Origin of the sequence: Mycobacterium sp. SM3041 (genome assembly GCF_039668335.1) — a bacterium.
In the GTDB taxonomy this organism is placed as follows: domain Bacteria; phylum Actinomycetota; class Actinomycetes; order Mycobacteriales; family Mycobacteriaceae; genus Mycobacterium.
On record NZ_JAYXBQ010000050.1, the window covers coordinates 44,879 to 60,950 of the forward strand.

Here is a 16,072-nt window from a genome sequence, read left to right on the forward strand (position 1 = left end):
CTCGGGAATTGTGAACAGCATCGAGCCGGCCCGCATCGAACCCGGCGGCTTCCGTGAACTCGGCCCGCTGAATTGGGTCATCGCCAAGATCGGCGCCAAGACCATCCGGGCCCCGAGGTTCGCGCTCTTCAACGTCCTCGGCCAGCATCACCTGCTGTTCCTGACGTTCCTCCCCTACTCCGGCATGCTGCTGGGCCGCAGCAAGCTGGGGCTCAAGGACGCCGAACTGGTGATCCTGCGCGTCGGGCATCTGCGCGGCAGCGAGTACGAACTGCAGCAGCACCGCCGCCTCGCCCGCAGCCGCGGCGTCGACGCCGAGACGCAGGCCCGCATTTTCGAGGGCCCCGACGCCGAGGGCCTCACCGACCGGCAGCGCGTGCTGATCACCGCGACGGACGAGTTCGTCATCACCCGGTCGGTGTCCGACCAGACGTGGAAGTCGCTGGCGTCGTACCTCGACCGCAAGCAGCTCATCGACTTCTGCCTGCTGGCCGCGCACTACGACGGCCTGGCGGCCACCATCGCGACGCTGCGTGTGCCGCTCGATTTCCCGGACTAGCTAGAGGTAGGTGACTCCCAGCACCGCGAGCGTCATCAGCACCGGCGCGACGGGTAGGCACCACAGGAACGCGGACTTGGCAAAAGCCTTGCGCTCTTGGAACTTTCGCGCGAAGAACACGGCGACGCCGGCCACCACGACGACCGCCGCGGACACCACCAGCACCCAGGAACTGATGCTGGTGGTGTCCATCGCGAGCGAGATGGCCAGCAGCCACAGCATGTGACCGACGACCAAACCGCCTATCGCGGCAACGACATTCGCGCGCAAGACCGACCTAGAAGTTGATCATGTGGCCGGCCAGGCCGTGGATGGCCTCCTGCAACGCCTCCGACAGCGTCGGGTGGGTGTGCACGTTGCGGGCCAGTTCGGTGGCGGTCAGGTCCCACTTCTGGGCCAGCGTCAGCTCGGGCAGCAGCTCGGACACGTCGGGGCCGATCAGGTGTCCACCGAGCAGTTCGAGGTGCTTCTTGTCGGCGATCAGCTTCACGAAACCGGTCGGGTCCGCCAGGCCGTGCGCCTTGCCGTTGGCGGTGAACGGGAATTTGGCGACGACAACGTCGTAGCCCTCGGCCTTGGCCTGTTCCTCGGTGAGTCCGAAGCTGGCGACCTGCGGCTGGCAGAACGTGGCGCGCGGCATCATGCGGTAGTCGCCGAGCGTCTGGGTTTCGGCACCGGCGATGGTCTCGGCGGCGACGACGCCCTGCGCCTCGGCGACGTGCGCGAGCTGCAGCTTGGCGGTGACGTCACCGATGGCGTAGATGTGCGGCACGTTGGTGCGCATGTTGTCGTCGATCGCGATGGCGCCGCGGTCGGTGAGCGCCACACCCGTCGTGTCGAGGCCGTAGCCGTCGACGTTGGGGCCGAAACCGATGGCCTGCAACACCTTGTCGGCCTTGAGTTCCTGCTTGGCGCCGTCCTTGCTCACGACGACGGTCACTTCGGAACCGTTGTCCTCGATCGACTCGACCTTGGTACCGGTGAGGATTTTGACGCCCAACTTCTTGTACTGCTTCTCGATCTCCTTGGAGACCTCGGCATCCTCGTTGGGCAGCGCGCGCGGCAGGAACTCGACGATGGTCACGTCGACGCCGTAGTTCTTCAGCACGTAGGCGAACTCCATGCCGATGGCGCCCGCGCCGGCGATGATGATCGAGCCGGGCAGCTCCCGGGTCATGATCTGCTTTTCGTAGGTGACGACGTTCTCGCTCAGCGAGGTGCCGGGCACCAGCCGCACCGACGAACCGGTGGCGATGATCGCGTTGTCGAAGGTGAGATCCTCGGTACCACCGGCGTTCAGCGCGACGCGCATCGAGTTGGGGCCGGTGAAGGTGCCGTAGCCCTCCAGCTCGGTGATCTTGTTCTTCTTCATCAGGAAGTGCACGCCCGCGACGCGGCCCTCGGCGACCTTGCGGCTGCGGTCGAACGCCGCGCCGAAGTCAAAGGTGGCCTCGCCGCTGATGCCGAAGGTCTTGGCTTCCTTGGTGAAGATGTGGGCCAGCTCCGCGTTGCGCAGCAGGGCCTTGGATGGGATGCATCCCACGTTGAGACAGACGCCGCCCCAGTACTTCGGTTCGACGATGGCGGTGGTCAGCCCCAGCTGGGCTGCGCGAATTGCGGCGACATATCCGCCGGGACCGGCTCCGAGAACGACGACGTCATAGTGAGTCACATGCACACCTTATAGGCGCGGCGGCGAGGAGGGTCGGGAGACCGATTCAACTTTGCGAAACGGGGTATACGGCGGGGACCTATCGCCAGAAAGGGTCGATGTCCCATGTCCAACTCCCTGATGCCGCACTTCAGCGATGTGCAGGCGCATTACGACCTCTCTGACGAGTTCTTTCGGCTGTTCCTCGATCCGACCCAGACCTACAGCTGCGCCTACTTCGTGCGCGACGACATGACGCTGCAGGAAGCGCAGCTGGCGAAGATCGACCTGGCGCTCAGCAAGCTCGGCCTGCTGCCGGGGATGAAGCTGCTGGACATCGGCTGCGGCTGGGGGTCGACGATGCTGCGCGCCGTCGAACGGTACGACGTCGACGTGATCGGCCTGACGCTGTCGCGGAACCAGGCGGCCCACGTGCAGCGCACCTTCGACCGGATGGACAGCGCCCGCAGCCGGGAAGTCCGGTTGCAGGGCTGGGAACAGTTCGACGAGCCCGTCGACCGGATCGTCTCGATCGGCGCCTTCGAGCACTTCGGTCCGGACCGCTATCCGGAGTTCTTCCGGCGGACGTACGCGGCCATGCCGCCCGACGGCGTCATGCTGCTGCACACCATCTGCGGCTTCGACTTCCGTGATGCCAAGGAGCTCGGGATACCGCTGACGTTCGAATTCGCCCGCTTCGTGAAGTTTCTGCTGACAGACATCTTCCCGGGCGGCCGGCTGCCGATCATCCCCGTGGTGGAGGAACTCGCAACGGCGGCCGGATACACCGTCACCCGGAAACACTCACTGCAGCCGCACTACGCCACGACGCTCGACATCTGGGCGCAGAACCTGGCGGACCAGCGGGACGAGGCCATCAGAATCCAGTCCCGAGAGGTCTACGACCGCTATCAGAAGTACCTGACCGGCTGCGCCGAATTGTTCCGCAACAAGCAGGCCGACGTCGTCCAGTTCACGTTGGAGAAGTAAGTGACCATGGACGAGACCACCTCCGCCACAACACAATTGCAGCCGCACTTCGACGATATCCAGGCCCACTACGACATCTCCGACGACTTCTTCGGCCTGTTCCAGGACCCCAGCCGCACCTACAGCTGCGCCTATTTCGAACCGCCCGGGCTGAGCCTCGAAGACGCCCAGGTGGCAAAGATCGACCTGAATCTGGACAAGCTGAACCTGGAACCGGGAATGACGCTGCTGGACATCGGCTGCGGCTGGGGCGCGACCATGCGCCGGGCCGTCGAGAAGTACGACGTCAACGTCATCGGCCTGACCCTGTCCAAGAATCAGTTCGCGTACACCAAGCGCCTGCTCGACGGCGTCGACAGTCCGAGGACCCGCGAACTGCAACTGCACGGCTGGGAGCAGTTTCACCGACCGGTGGACCGCATCGTCTCCATCGAGGCTTTCGAGCACTTCGGGTTCGACCGCTACGACGACTTCTTCACGAACTGCTTCGACATCCTGCCCGCTGGCGGCCGGATGGTGATCCAGAGCAGCACCGGATACCACCCCTACGACCTGAACCGGCGGGGCAAGGCGCTGACGTTCGAGACCGCGCGCTTCATCAAGTTCATGGTCACCGAGATCTTTCCGGGCGGCCGGATCCCGACCGCCGACATGATGGTCGAGCACGGAAGGAAAGCCGGATTCGAGGTGCCGGAATGCCTCTCGCTGCGCCCGCACTACATCCAGACGCTCGGCATCTGGGCCGACAAGCTGGAGGCGCGCCGCGAGCAGGCCCTGGCCGTCACCTCAGAGGAGGTCTACCAGCGCTACATGCGGTACCTGCGCGGGTGCCGGCACTACTTCAGTGACGAGATGCTCGACGTCAATCTGGTGACCTACGTCAAGCCAGAGGCCTGACACCCGGCACGGGGCACGCCTCCTCGGCGTGATCGACGATCAGCGTGCCGTCCCGCACCGGCCTGACGCCCTGCGCGTACTGCGCGCCGGTGACGGGCGGCTGCGCGACCAACGCGGCGTTCTCCGCCTCGCTGAACACCCGCCCGCGCGACAGGAAGCGCTTGCCTTCGGGCGCCTCCAGGCTGAACCCGCTACCCCGGCCCACGACCACGTCGATGATGAGCTGGGTGTGCTGCCAGGCCTCGAACTGCGGCCCGGAGATCCACACCGGGACGCCGTCGGAGCCGACATCGAGAACCGCCAGCAGCACGTCCCGGTCCCCCACGATGAAGTCGCCGTCGGGATAGCACATCGGCGACGAGCCGTCGCAGCATCCGCCCGACTGGTGAAACATCAAGGGGCCGTGCTGGTTCTGCAGCGCGCGCAGCAGCTCGGCGGCCTCGGCGGTGATCAGTGCCCGAGATGGCATACGGCCACCCTACGCCGGGGAGTAAGAATGACCAGGTGAGTTCTGAATCCCCAGTTGATCCCTACCTCTGGCTCGAGGACGTCACGGGTGACGACGCCCTCGCCTGGGTGCGTGCGCACAACGAGCCGACGATCGCCGAGTTCGGCGGCGAGCGCTTCGAGCAGATGCGCGCCGATGCCCTCGAGGTGATGGACACCGACGCCCGCATCCCGTACGTCCGCCGGCGGGGCGAGTTCCTCTACAACTACTGGCGCGACGCGGAGAACCCGCGCGGGCTGTGGCGTCGCACGACGCTCGACAGCTACCGCACCGAAGCCCCCGAGTGGGACGTGCTGATCGACCTGGACAAGCTCGCGGCCGACGAGGACGAGAACTGGGTGTGGGCCGGCGCCGACGTCATCGAACCCGGATTGAACCTGGCGCTGATCGCGCTGTCGCGCGGCGGGGCCGACGCCACCGTGGTGCGTGAGTTCGACATGGAGACAAGGCAGTTCGTCGACGACGGCTTCAACCTGCCGGAAGCCAAGTCCAGCGTCTCCTGGGAGACCCCCGACACGGTGTTGGTGGGCACCGACTTCGGGCCGGGCGCCATGACCGAGTCGGGGTACCCCCGGATCGTCAAGCGGTGGCACCGCGGGCAGCCGCTCGCCGACGCCGTGACGATCTTCGAAGGCGAGGCTTCCGACGTCAGCGTCGGCGCCGGCTACGACAGCACACCGGGTTTCGAGCGGCTGCTGGTGTCACGGTCCACCGACTTCTTCAACCGCGAACGCTACGAGGTCCGCGGCGACGAGCTCATCCGCATCGACGTCCCCACCGATGCCGCGATCTCCATTCACCGGGACTGGCTGCTGATCCGGCCGCGCGTCGAATGGACCGTCGGCGAGACGAAGTATGCGGCGGGCACGCTGCTGGCCGCACGCTATGACGACTACCTCGCCGGAAACCGCGAGCTGAGTGTCATTTTCGAACCCGACGACCACAGCAGCATGCAGAACTTCGCGTGGACCCGCGACCGGCTGCTGCTGCAGACGCTGGTCGACGTCATCGGCCACATCGAGCTGGTCACGCCGGGCACCTGGGAACGCACGGACATTCCGGGCGTGCCTGAGCACGCCACCACGGTCATCGTCGACGTCGACGAGTACGGCGACGAAATCTTCCTGGATTCAAGCGGATTCGACAGCCCGTCGCGCCTGCTGTGGGGCCACGCCGGCGGCGCGGTCACCGAGATCAAGCGCGCCCCGGCATTCTTCGACGCCTCCGAAGTCGAGGTGTCACAGCATTTCGCGACGTCCGCCGACGGCACGCGCATCCCGTACTTCGTTGTGGGACAACGCGGTGTCACCGAGCCACGCAAGACGCTGCTGAGCGGATACGGCGGCTTCGAGTCGTCGATGCTGCCGGGCTACGCCGGGGTGCTCGGCCGGTTGTGGCTGACGCAGGGCGGTACCTACGTCGAGGCGAACATCCGTGGCGGCGGTGAGTACGGGCCGCGCTGGCACACGCAGGCCATGCGCGAGGGCCGCCACCTGGTGTACGAGGACTTCGCCGCCGTCGCAGCCGATCTGGTACGCTGCGGCATCACCACCGTCGAACAACTCGCCGCCGAGGGCGGCAGCAACGGCGGGCTGCTCATGGGCGTCATGCTCACGCGGTATCCGGAACTCTTCGGCGCCCTGGTGTGCAGCGTGCCGCTGCTCGACATGAAGCGGTATCACCTGCTGCTCGCCGGCGCGTCGTGGGTGGCCGAGTACGGCGACCCCGACAACCCCGACGACTGGGAATTCATCTCGAAGTACTCGCCGTACCAGAACATCTCGGCCGACCGGAAGTACCCGGCGCTGCTGATGACCACGTCGACGCGCGACGACCGGGTGCACCCCGGTCACGCACGGAAGATGACGGCGGCCCTCGAGGCCGCCGGCCACCGCGTCAGCTACTACGAGAACATCGAGGGCGGACACGGCGGGGCCGCGGACAATTCGCAGGCCGCGTTCAAAGCCGCGCTGGTCTACTCGTTCCTGGAACGCACCGTCGGATCGTGATTTGTGCACGATTTTCCGCGCTGACCGCGGATTTTCGTGCACAAATCACTGTCAGGCGGCGGGAGCCGCCACCGGCTTGGGCTTGCGGACGACGCGTCGGCCGAGGTTGCCCAGCAGCGTGACGAGCACGCCCAGCACCACCAGCCCGCCGCCGATCGCGAGGGTGATGTTGAGCCACTGGTGGGCGTTGGCGATGGCCGTGTCGACCATGACGTCGGCCACCTGGCGGACGTTGCCGGTGGTGCGGTTCAGCCCGTCGTTGATGTAACGCCGCCCCGCCTCGATGCCGGCCCAGCCCGCGGCGCCGACGATCATGGTCGAGATACCCAGGGCGGCAACGGTTTTACCGCGTGACCGCGTCACCGCCAGCGTGAGCAGAGCGAACACGCCCGTCAGCACACAGATGCCGACCCGAGCCCACGGTCCCCACGTCGTCGCGGCGCGGAACTGACCCGGCCGCAACGATTGCGCCGAATCGGTGATCGGTACCTCGATTTTCGACGGGACGCGGACCCCGAACGCCGCCAAGGTCGCCTTGAACGACCGGTCCGACAGCATCGGCGACAGGTCGATGGTCCACCGGCCGGACGAGTCCGAGTGCGCCATGGTGTCGGTGAACAGCCAGTCGTGCGCGTAGCCGTTCGCGGCGCCGAACTGGCCCGGGAAGGCCGAGCTGGACGTGTAGATACCGGCGGCTTTCGACACGGTGCCGGTGCTCAGGTCGTATCCCGCGCTGGTGGCCAGCCTGTTGACCTGGATGCCCAGCTCGCTGGCCGTGGCCTTCTGCAGCTCATGGTTCTTGGCTGCCGTGGTGGCCAGGGCGACGTAGCCGCCCCGGTCGACAAGTGTGTGCTGCGCCCAGCAGACCGGCACAGCCACCGCCACAGCGACGGTGGTGACCAGCCACAACAGCAGTGTCGCGACGAATCGCAAGCGCCCTCCTACGTTGGTGGGCGCTGCTCAGTCGGACAGCGCCCGTCCCACGATCAGCGGATCGGCGTGTCCGACCACCTCATGGTCCTTGTTGTCGTAGTCGAACTTACCGAGAACATGCCGCATGGCGTTGATCCGGGCGCGCTTCTTGTCGTTGCTCTTCACCACGGTCCACGGCGCGACCTCGGTGTCCGTCCAGGCGAACATCTCTTCCTTGGCCGCCGTGTAGGCGTCCCACTTGTCCAGCGAGGCCAGATCCGTCGGCGAGAGTTTCCACTGCCGCACCGGGTCGACCTGACGGATCGTGAAGCGGGTGCGCTGCTCGGCCTGGGTCACCGAGAACCACAGCTTGGTGAGGCTGATGCCGTCGTTGGCCAGCATCTGCTCGAAAAGCGGTGCCTGGCGGACGAATTCAGCGTGCTGTTTGGGCGTGCAGTAACCCATCACGCGCTCGACACCGGCCCGGTTGTACCAGGAGCGGTCGAACAGCACGATCTCGCCGGCGGCCGGCAGATGCGTGACGTACCGCTGGAAGTACCACTGGGTGCGTTCCCTCTCGGTCGGCTTCTCCAGCGCGACGACGCGGGCACCACGCGGGTTGAGGTGCTCCATGAACCGCTTGATGGTGCCGCCCTTGCCTGCGGCGTCGCGGCCTTCGAAGACGATGACGTGCCGCAGCCCGTTGGCCTGGCTCCACTTCTGCAGCTTCAGCAGCTCGATCTGCAGCAGGCGCTTCTGCTGTTCGTACTCGTGCCGGTTCATCCGCTCGTCGTACGGGTAACCCTCGCGCCAGGTGTCGACCACTTCCCCGCTGGGCAGCAGCACCAGTTCGGGGTCGTCGTCGTCATCGTCGCGGACGGTGTAGGTGTCGGCGGCAGAGGCGTCCAGGATCACCGGCTGAACGTAACCGCCGGGCCGAACCTGGCGGTGACGTCACGGTGAACAACTGGTGGCGCTACTTGGCGGTGCGCTTGGACCGGATCAGCGACACCTTGGTCAGGACGCTGTTCATGCGGGCCAGCGCCTTCATCGAATTGTGGTAGTAGTTGCCGCCCGCGCCCTTGCTCGTGCGCGGCTCGACGACCGTCTCCTGGCGACAGAACTTGCGGATGCCGTCGGCCCCACCGAACCGCGCGCCGATGCCCGACGTCTTCCAGCCACCCATCGGGGCGGTGGTGCACATCAGGTTGGCCAGCACGTCGTTGATGTTCACCGCGCCGCAGTCGAGCTGCAGCGCAACGTCTTTGGCGCGCTGCACATCGCCCGAGAACACCGTCGCGCTCAAACCGTACGGGCTGTCGTTGGCCAGGCGTACCGCCTCGCCGACGGTGGCGACCTTCATGATCGGCAAGGTCGGGCCGAACGTCTCCTCCGTCATGCACGCCATCGTGTGGTCGACGTCGACCAGCACCGTCGGCGGATAGAAGCTGCCCGGACCGTCGGGGCGCTTGCCGCCGGTCAGCGCGCGGGCGCCGGCCGCCACGGCCTCGTTGACATGCCGCTCGGTGATGTCCACCTGGCCGGCGTCGATCTGCGCGCCCAGGTGATAGCCCTCGCCGGCACCCACCTTGAGGTTCTGCACCGCCTTGACGACGGCATCGACGAACGCGTCGTAGGCCGGTTCCAGCACGTAGACGCGTTCGACGGACACGCAGGTCTGCCCGGCGTTGAACATCGCGCCCCAGACCGCGGCGTTGGCGGCGAGCTCGACGTCGGCGTCCTCGAGAACGATCATCGGGTCCTTGCCGCCGAGCTCGAGGCTGACCGGTGTGAGACGACGGGCCGCACGCTCCATGACCTTGCGGCCGGTGGCCGTCGAGCCGGTGAACTGGACGAAATCCGAGTTGTCGATGACGGCCTCGGACACCTCGCGCGCGCCCTGTGCGAGGGCCAGCACCTCGGGCGCGCCGGAGTCGGTCCAGCCGCGCAGCAGCAGCTCGGCGGTCAGCGGAGTGCGCTCGGACGGCTTGAGCAGGACCGCGCAGCCGGCCGCGAGCGCGCCGATGGCGTCCATCAACGCGTTGGCCACCGGGTAGTTCCACGGCGCGATGATGCCGACCACCGGGCGCGGGCGGTAGTGCACGGTGATCTTCTTGATCGACAGCATCGGCATGGGGGCCGGCCGGGTGTCGGGCGCCAGCGCCTTCTCCATGGTCTTGACCACGTACGAGATGATCAGGATGACCAGCGGGATTTCGACCTTCGCGTCGACCGTCGACTTGCCGGTCTCGCGGATCAGCAGGGCCTCGACCTCATCGCGGTGATCGTTCAGCCACACCGCGAACCGGGCCAGCACCTTCGCCCGGCCCTGGGGTCCGCGGGCCTCCCACTCGCGCTGCGCGGCGCGCAGGCCGGCTGCGATGCGCGGCACGTCGGCCGGATCGGTCCAGCTCACGGTTCCTGCGATGGCACCCGTGGCGGGGTCGTAAATGGTGCCGGAACCGGGCGATTGGACGTCAGACGTAGCGGTCATACCGCCATCGTAACGACCGGGTGTGACGCGGGTCGCACCCGGCTTGACGCGTGTCAAAAATGGCCGGGCCGGACACGGCTCCGACAGATCAGGCCCCGGCTTCCCGGCCCGCCGGCACCGCGAGCAGCCGCGCCGCCAGGCACACCAGGCTGGACCCGAAGAGCAGCGCGCCGACGGTGTCGGTGAAGTAGTGGTACGTGAAGGCCTGGCCGAGCATGCCTAGTGGCACGAAGACGCCGGCCAGCACTCGGGCCCACAGCACCGCCCCGGCGGCGACGACGATGACGCCGAGCACCGTCACCATCAGCACGGTGTGCCCACTCGGATAGGCCAGCGCCCCACCCTTGTGCCGGCCGAACAGCTCCTTGAGCCCGCGCTCGATGACCACCGCCAACTGGGGCGTCAACGCGATGACCGCGGCCAGCCGCCAGCGCTTGTGCCACAACGCGATTCCCACCGCGATCACGAGCATCACCAGGAGCACACGCGGATCGGTGAAGAAGAGCAGCCAACCGGTATACGGCTCTCCGGCCCGGCCCGCGTCCTGGAAGACGTCGTCGACCGGTGTCGAGGCCCTACCGACACCCCAGCCCAACAGGGCCATCAGCACCAGTCCGACCGGCGGCCACCAGCGGACGAACTTCGCACCTGTCATCTGTGCGCGGCGATGCCCCGCACATACGCGGCCTGCCCAAGATGCTGCGCGCAATCGTCGACGATGCTGACGAGCCGCGCGCTCGCGGTGACCGGAGGGTTCCAGCGCCGGTCGATGACCTGCTCGAGCGCCTCGGGGGTCACGCTCGCGACATATTCAAGCGTCACCTTGTGCACCGCGCGGTAGTAGCCGACCAGCAGTTCGACCGGCGGCCGGACCTTGCCGACATCCTCGGCGGTGTGGCCATATCCGATGTCATAGCCGGGCGCGTCACTGTGCGGCAGATCGAGAGCGAACCGCTGCTCCCAACCTTCACTCGTCCACACCTGCTCGACGCCCGCGACATCGCACAGCTGCATGTCCTGGCACCGCGCGCTGTGCCACAGCAGCCACGCGATGCTGTTCGCCTCCGGAGTCGGCCGCCACCACGACACGTCGTCGGTCAGACCGTCGGTGACCTCGTCGACGTGCTCGATGAGTCGGGTGAACGAGTCGCGCAACAGTTCCCGCGCCGCAGCGGTGTCAGACATATCGCCGACGCTACCCGAGCTCGCAGCTATCCGGCCGCGCCGTGGAAGACCGCCTCGACGTTGTTGCCGTCGGGGTCACGGACGAACGCACCGAAGTAGCCGGGGTGGTATTCGGGCCACAGCCGGGGCGCGTGCAACGACTCGGCGCCGAGCTCGACGGCGGCGTCGTGGAACGCCGTCACCGCGTCGGTGTCCGCGGCCTGGAAGGCAAAGTGCACCTCACGGTTCGGCCCCGAGGCCTCCCCCGCGCTGGCGTCGGCGATCCAGAAATCCGGCTTGCCGTCACGGCCGTAACCGATGGCGACCCCGAAGTCCATCTGCCTACTGAAGCCGAGCACGCCGAGCACGGCGTCGTAGAACTGCTGGGACTTGGCCCAGTCACTGCAGTTGATACCGAAGTGGTCGATCATGCCCAGATCGTGCCACGGGGCACCGACAACATCGGAGCGACGAACCCGCATGGGTCCGCCGCTCCGATCGTCGGCCTCGGTCAGTTGTCAGCCAAGGTGCGGTAGAGCGCCTTCTTGGCCTCGGCCACCGCGCCGGACAGGGTGGCGACCGCCGCCTTCAGGTCGGCTTTCTGCGCGTCGTTGCCGGTGAACTTGATCGTGCGCGCCAGCCCGGCGAGCTCGAACAAGTCCTTGCGCAGCTTGATGACATCGCCGAACTTCCCCGCCTGCCCGAGGAACGCCTGCACCGTCTCGCTGCTGACGCCGCGCCAGGCGAGCAACTGCTCACCGAACTCGGTCAGCGTCGCGACACCGTCCTCGACCGTGGCCACGCCACGCGCCGCGAGCAGTGAGATGACGAACTCGACCTTGTCCACCGGCGGCGTGAACGCGCCGTCGGTGATCTCCGAAACCCGCTGCGAGAGCTGCTCCGCCGTGGCCGGACCTTCCTGTAGTAGCGCGGCCGCCGCAATCGCGGCACGCTTGATACGACCCCGGAAGAAGTGATGTCCGGCCCCCGGCCCGAAGCCGCCGCCGAAACCACCGCCGAAGCCCGGGCCGCAGGCGCCGGGACCACCCGCGCCGGGACCGAAGCCCCCGAATCCGGGACCGAAGCCCCCACCGAAACCGGGGCCGAAACCAGCTGAGAACATCGCTATTCCTTTCATTTGTTCGATGCATCTTGTACCTATCACGATACATCGGTTTGGCGATGCCTAGTCGTTCTAACTTCAACTCAAAGCCAACTCACAGATCTGATGACGGCCTGAGTCGTACGTTGTTCACATGAACGCAGCGGGCGCCGCCTACGACATCGTCATTCGCAACGGACTCATCGCAGACGGCTTGGGCGGCGCGCCCTTCCGCGGCGATGTCGCAGTTCAGGGCGGGTTGATCGCGGCGGTCGGCACCGTCGAAGGGACCGGCGCCCGCGAGATCGACGCCACCGGCAGGCTCGTCACCCCCGGCTTCGTGGACCTGCACACGCACTACGACGGACAGGCCATCTGGTCCGACCGGATGACCCCGTCTTCCGCTCACGGCGTAACCACCGCTGTGATGGGCAACTGCGGCGTCGGCTTCGCGCCCTGCCGCCCCGACGATCACGACGTGCTCGTCGACGTGATGGCCGGCGTCGAGGACATCCCCGGCGTGGTGATGGTCGACGGCCTGCCGTGGACGTGGGAGACCTTCCCCGAGTTCCTCGACGCCGTTGATGCCGGACGCCGCGACATCGACGTGGCGGCATTCCTCCCGCACTCGCCGCTGCGCGTCTATGTGATGGGTCAGCGCGGCGTCGACCGCGAGCCCGCCACCCCCGAGGACCTGGCCCTGATGCGCAAGCTCGCGGCCGAGGCCGTGGAGTGCGGCGCGCTGGGCTTCGCATCGTCGCGGCTGACGCTGCACAAGACCTCGGGCGGACAGCCCATCCCCAGCCACGACGCGGCGCAGGTCGAGATCGAGGCCATCGCGCGCGGCGTCGAGGACGGCGGCGGCGGCCTGATCCAGTTCGTACCCGACCTGCTGGCCGGCGACTACGAGGTCGCACTGAAGACCGTGTTCGACGTCGCCGCCGACGTCGGCCTGCCCGTCACGTTCACGCTCGCCGTCGGCAACGCCGGGCCGGCCACGTTCGAGGACGCGCTGCGCATGGTCGAGAAGGCCAACACCGACGGCGGCAGCATCAGCGCGCAGATTTTCCCGCGGCCCATCGGCCTCGTCATCGGCCTCGAACTTTCCGGCAACCCGTTCGTGCTGTATCCGTCGTACCGCGAGATCGCGGACCTGCCGCTGGCCGAGCGCGTCGCCGAGATGCGCAAACCCGAAGTACGCCAACGCATCCTGAACGACACGGCGGCCGCCGACGGCCACCCGCTGATGTTCGCGGCGCAGGCGTGGGACTACATGTTCCCCCTGGGCACTCCCCCGAATTACGAACCGGCACCGTCGGATTCGATCGCCGCCCGCGCCGCCGCCCGCGGCGTCAGCCCGCTCGAGGAGGCCTACGACCGCGTCCTCGACGACGACGGCCACGCCATGCTGCTGGTCACCCTCGCCAACTTCCGCGACGGTTCCCTCGACACCGTCGCCGAACTGATCCAGCGCGACGACGTCATCCTGGGCCTCGGCGACGGCGGCGCGCACTACGGAATGATCTGCGACGCATCATTTCCCACGTACCTGCTGACGCACTGGGTGCGCGACCGGCCCGCCGGCCGGCTGGACCTGGCACACGCCGTCAAGGAGCTGACGTCGGTACCCGCGCGCGTCGCGGGCCTGAACGACCGCGGCCGGATCGCGGTGGGCTACAAGGCCGATCTCAACGTCATCGACCAGGACGCGCTGACGCTGCACAAACCGACCATCGAGCACGACCTGCCCGCCGGCGGGCGCCGCCTGGACCAGACCGCCGACGGCTACGTCGCGACGATCGTGTCCGGCGAGATCATCGCGGAGAACGGTGTACCCACGGCGGCCCGGCCGGGGCGGCTCGTGCGCGGCCGCCAACCCGCGCCGGCGTGAGCGGCGGCGACCTATCCTGGCCTCATGAGCGTGAAGGTGGACCTGGAAAAACTGGGCGACACCCTGGCCGACTTCCCGGTCGGCTTCCTGATCACCGTCGGTGACGATTTCCGTCCGCACACGGTGGCCGTCGTCCCGGCATTCGACGGCGGCGCGGTGACGATCGAGCCCGTCGGGAACACCACCCGGCGCAACGCCGGCGCCCACCCGGCCGTGACGGTGCTGTGGCCGCCACGGGAACCCACCGGTTACTCACTGATCGTCGACGGGACTGCCGAAGCCACCGACACGGGCCTGCGCATCGCGCCGACACGAGCGGTGCTGCACCGCAGCCCCGAAGGCGTCCACGACTGCGTCTCGCTCAAGGAGTGATCGGCCCGCCGGCACGAAATCAGGCAGCTGCGCCGGACTGATCGGCTCCGGAGTTGGAGCCGGGCGCACCGGCGGGGGCACCGTCGCCAGGCTTGCTGGTCCCGCCCGGCTCCGATGCGGGCGTCGCCGGCTTGCCGGGTCGGCCCGTGGCCGTGCCGGTCTGGGCGGACTTGCCCGGCCGAACCTTGTTGCCCGACTTGACCTTTCCGGCCTTCTTGTCGGGCTTGCCGGTGGTGCTGCCCTGCGTGTCCGGCTTCGTCTCCGGCGTCTTCGAGGTGTCCTGAGCCTTCGAGGTGTCGGGCGCCTTGGGCGTCTCCGGGGTGGCCGGTGCTTCCGGCGTCTTCGGCGTATCGAGCGCCTCCGGCGCTTTCGCAGCATCCGGCGTCTTGGCGGTGTCCGGAGTCTTGGTCGCATCCCCAGTCTTGGTCGCATCCGGAGTCTTCGGAGTGTCCGAGACCGTGAGCGTCACCGTGTTCGCGCTCGGCGCGTTGACCGCGGGAATGTCGCCGGCGGCCACACCGGTGACCGCGGCGGTCGGCGCCGGCCCGGTCACGACAGCGGTTTTCGCGGCCGCGGTACTCGCCAGCGCCGGTGGTACCGGCATCGGAAGACTCGCCAGCAGATTGTCAAGCCCCTGCTGGACATTCGCGACCAAGGCCGTCGCGAACTGACCGACGGGACCCGGGAGGGTCGTCAACGGATAGCTGAGATCGGCAATCAGGTTGCCGGCCAGTCCGCCCTCGGTGTCCGACCCGAGGAGACCGTAGACCAGATTGCTGAGCAGGCCGGGGATTTCCTGCGGGGTCTTGATGGCCGCCTCGATGGTCGCTGCCACGTTGTACGGCAGGAAGCCCACATAGTCGACCACATCCCACGCCGCCCACACGGGAGCCAGTGGCACGTTGTTCAGCGACGTGATGATGCGACCGGGTGTGGTGGCCCAGAAGGCGTCGGTCGCGTCGACGCCGGTCGTCGGGTCGGGCAGCCCGCCGAGGGCGGCGCCGATGACGTTGGCGATGCCGTCGGCAATGCTGTTGATCAGGCCCAGCTGGGTGGCGCTCGGGCCCAGCGGATAGGGCAGCCCGAATGCGATGTTGCCGATCGCGTTGGCCTTGAAATCCCACGGGAACGTGTAGTGCGGGTAGGACTCGGCGGGGTTGGCGTATCGGTTGACCAGCCAGCTCAACACCGAAGGGGCGTAGTCCGGACGCTGCACCGAGATGGCGATGGCGGTCAGCGCATCGAACGGCAGCGAGACGAGCGCTTCGATCGGAATGGCGACGCTTCCCGCGAGGCCGTCGACGACCCAGCCCGCGCCCGCCAGCGCATCGGTGATCAGCGACGTGGGGACGACGTTGGCCTCGATGGTCGGTACGGCGCGCTCCGCCGCGCCGATCGAGACACCGGTCGCGACCACACCGGCCGCCAGGGCCGCAGCCGCCAACTTGGTCGGCATGAGTCGAACAGAAGCAGTCATGAGAGCGACCCCCTCGAAGCGCCTAATATTGACTTCACTGTCAATT

General features: G+C 67.5%; 17 protein-coding genes. 6 read left to right on the forward strand and 11 right to left on the reverse strand.

The genetic code is table 11. The features are described from left to right. The first annotated feature begins 10 nt into the window (after nucleotides 1–10). Nucleotides 11–559 (forward strand): carboxymuconolactone decarboxylase family protein, encoded by a 549-nt coding sequence (locus VXD91_RS17345; protein WP_064858663.1) that lies wholly within the window; start codon nucleotides 11–13, stop codon nucleotides 557–559. On the opposite strand, the gene VXD91_RS17350 is transcribed toward VXD91_RS17345, so the two are convergent. Then, nucleotides 560–829: a hypothetical protein gene (locus VXD91_RS17350; protein WP_073698362.1), complete on the reverse strand. Its 270-nt coding sequence runs from the start codon at nucleotides 827–829 to the stop codon at nucleotides 560–562. A 7-nt stretch (nucleotides 830–836) separates the two neighbouring features. Then, nucleotides 837–2,231, reverse strand: coding sequence for a dihydrolipoyl dehydrogenase (gene lpdA, locus VXD91_RS17355; protein WP_293015609.1), 1,395 nt, complete (start codon nucleotides 2,229–2,231; stop codon nucleotides 837–839). 105 nt (nucleotides 2,232–2,336) lie between these two features. On the opposite strand from lpdA, the gene VXD91_RS17360 reads away from it, so the two are divergent. Beyond that, the gene (locus VXD91_RS17360; RefSeq protein ID WP_293015611.1) at nucleotides 2,337–3,200 is read left to right on the forward strand and encodes a cyclopropane mycolic acid synthase family methyltransferase; all 864 of its coding nucleotides are present in this window, start codon (nucleotides 2,337–2,339) and stop codon (nucleotides 3,198–3,200) included. 6 nt (nucleotides 3,201–3,206) lie between these two features. Next, nucleotides 3,207–4,097: a cyclopropane mycolic acid synthase family methyltransferase gene (locus tag VXD91_RS17365; RefSeq protein WP_293015725.1), complete on the forward strand. Its 891-nt coding sequence runs from the start codon at nucleotides 3,207–3,209 to the stop codon at nucleotides 4,095–4,097. On the opposite strand, the gene VXD91_RS17370 is transcribed toward VXD91_RS17365, so the two are convergent. Further along, nucleotides 4,081–4,566: a DUF779 domain-containing protein gene (locus VXD91_RS17370; protein WP_064858666.1), complete on the reverse strand. Its 486-nt coding sequence runs from the start codon at nucleotides 4,564–4,566 to the stop codon at nucleotides 4,081–4,083. The two genes, VXD91_RS17365 and VXD91_RS17370, sit on opposite strands and share 17 nt — an antisense overlap. Between VXD91_RS17370 and VXD91_RS17375 the strand changes: the two genes are divergently transcribed. After that, a complete protein-coding gene (locus VXD91_RS17375) occupies nucleotides 4,560–6,614 on the forward strand; it encodes a prolyl oligopeptidase family serine peptidase (protein ID WP_346416090.1) in 2,055 nt (684 codons plus the stop codon). The two genes, VXD91_RS17370 and VXD91_RS17375, sit on opposite strands and share 7 nt — an antisense overlap. Nucleotides 6,615–6,665: 51 nt before the next feature. On the opposite strand, the gene VXD91_RS17380 is transcribed toward VXD91_RS17375, so the two are convergent. The 7 genes from VXD91_RS17380 to VXD91_RS17410 form a co-directional block, all read right to left on the reverse strand. Beyond that, nucleotides 6,666–7,547 (reverse strand): hypothetical protein, encoded by an 882-nt coding sequence (locus VXD91_RS17380; protein WP_346415951.1) that lies wholly within the window; start codon nucleotides 7,545–7,547, stop codon nucleotides 6,666–6,668. Between the two features lie 27 nt (nucleotides 7,548–7,574). Further along, a complete protein-coding gene (gene ppk2 / locus VXD91_RS17385; RefSeq protein WP_346415952.1) occupies nucleotides 7,575–8,441 on the reverse strand; it encodes a polyphosphate kinase 2 in 867 nt (288 codons plus the stop codon). A 61-nt stretch (nucleotides 8,442–8,502) separates the two neighbouring features. After that, the gene (locus tag VXD91_RS17390) at nucleotides 8,503–10,020 is read right to left on the reverse strand and encodes an aldehyde dehydrogenase family protein (RefSeq protein ID WP_138250658.1); all 1,518 of its coding nucleotides are present in this window, start codon (nucleotides 10,018–10,020) and stop codon (nucleotides 8,503–8,505) included. An 88-nt stretch (nucleotides 10,021–10,108) separates the two neighbouring features. Then, nucleotides 10,109–10,675, reverse strand: coding sequence for a PA-phosphatase (locus tag VXD91_RS17395; protein ID WP_346415953.1), 567 nt, complete (start codon nucleotides 10,673–10,675; stop codon nucleotides 10,109–10,111). Beyond that, nucleotides 10,672–11,205, reverse strand: a complete 534-nt coding sequence (locus VXD91_RS17400) for a mycothiol transferase (protein ID WP_346415954.1) — start codon at nucleotides 11,203–11,205, stop codon at nucleotides 10,672–10,674. The genes VXD91_RS17395 and VXD91_RS17400 overlap by 4 nt, the downstream gene beginning before the upstream one ends. A 26-nt stretch (nucleotides 11,206–11,231) precedes the next feature. After that, nucleotides 11,232–11,615: a VOC family protein gene (locus VXD91_RS17405; protein ID WP_061000329.1), complete on the reverse strand. Its 384-nt coding sequence runs from the start codon at nucleotides 11,613–11,615 to the stop codon at nucleotides 11,232–11,234. Between the two features lie 80 nt (nucleotides 11,616–11,695). Next, nucleotides 11,696–12,307, reverse strand: a complete 612-nt coding sequence (locus VXD91_RS17410) for a hypothetical protein (RefSeq protein WP_346415955.1) — start codon at nucleotides 12,305–12,307, stop codon at nucleotides 11,696–11,698. Nucleotides 12,308–12,440: 133 nt separating this feature from the next. Here VXD91_RS17410 and VXD91_RS17415 point away from each other — a divergent pair, with 133 nt between their 5' ends. Then, nucleotides 12,441–14,177: an amidohydrolase family protein gene (locus VXD91_RS17415; RefSeq protein ID WP_346415956.1), complete on the forward strand. Its 1,737-nt coding sequence runs from the start codon at nucleotides 12,441–12,443 to the stop codon at nucleotides 14,175–14,177. A gap of 24 nt (nucleotides 14,178–14,201) precedes the next feature. Next, nucleotides 14,202–14,549, forward strand: coding sequence for a pyridoxamine 5'-phosphate oxidase family protein (locus VXD91_RS17420; protein ID WP_133425434.1), 348 nt, complete (start codon nucleotides 14,202–14,204; stop codon nucleotides 14,547–14,549). Nucleotides 14,550–14,568: 19 nt separating this feature from the next. Here the strand turns inward: VXD91_RS17420 and VXD91_RS17425 are convergent, their stop codons facing one another. Continuing rightward, the gene (locus VXD91_RS17425; protein WP_133425435.1) at nucleotides 14,569–16,026 is read right to left on the reverse strand and encodes a hypothetical protein; all 1,458 of its coding nucleotides are present in this window, start codon (nucleotides 16,024–16,026) and stop codon (nucleotides 14,569–14,571) included. Nucleotides 16,027–16,072 lie beyond the last annotated feature (46 nt).

Bases quoted from the DNA above. Each gene is read 5' to 3' on its own strand.
- VXD91_RS17360 (WP_293015611.1), top strand. From the start codon at position 2,337: ATGTCCAACTCCCTGATGCCGCACTTCAGCGATGTGCAGGCGCATTAC.
- VXD91_RS17365 (WP_293015725.1), top strand. From the start codon at position 3,207: ATGGACGAGACCACCTCCGCCACAACACAATTGCAGCCGCACTTCGAC.
- VXD91_RS17375 (WP_346416090.1), top strand. From the start codon at position 4,560: ATGGCATACGGCCACCCTACGCCGGGGAGTAAGAATGACCAGGTGAGT.
- VXD91_RS17370 (WP_064858666.1), bottom strand. From the start codon at position 4,566: ATGCCATCTCGGGCACTGATCACCGCCGAGGCCGCCGAGCTGCTGCGC.
- VXD91_RS17390 (WP_138250658.1), bottom strand. From the start codon at position 10,020: ATGACCGCTACGTCTGACGTCCAATCGCCCGGTTCCGGCACCATTTAC.
- VXD91_RS17395 (WP_346415953.1), bottom strand. From the start codon at position 10,675: ATGACAGGTGCGAAGTTCGTCCGCTGGTGGCCGCCGGTCGGACTGGTG.
- VXD91_RS17400 (WP_346415954.1), bottom strand. From the start codon at position 11,205: ATGTCTGACACCGCTGCGGCGCGGGAACTGTTGCGCGACTCGTTCACC.
- VXD91_RS17405 (WP_061000329.1), bottom strand. From the start codon at position 11,615: ATGATCGACCACTTCGGTATCAACTGCAGTGACTGGGCCAAGTCCCAG.
- VXD91_RS17410 (WP_346415955.1), bottom strand. From the start codon at position 12,307: ATGTTCTCAGCTGGTTTCGGCCCCGGTTTCGGTGGGGGCTTCGGTCCC.
- VXD91_RS17415 (WP_346415956.1), top strand. From the start codon at position 12,441: ATGAACGCAGCGGGCGCCGCCTACGACATCGTCATTCGCAACGGACTC.
- VXD91_RS17420 (WP_133425434.1), top strand. From the start codon at position 14,202: ATGAGCGTGAAGGTGGACCTGGAAAAACTGGGCGACACCCTGGCCGAC.
- VXD91_RS17425 (WP_133425435.1), bottom strand. From the start codon at position 16,026: ATGACTGCTTCTGTTCGACTCATGCCGACCAAGTTGGCGGCTGCGGCC.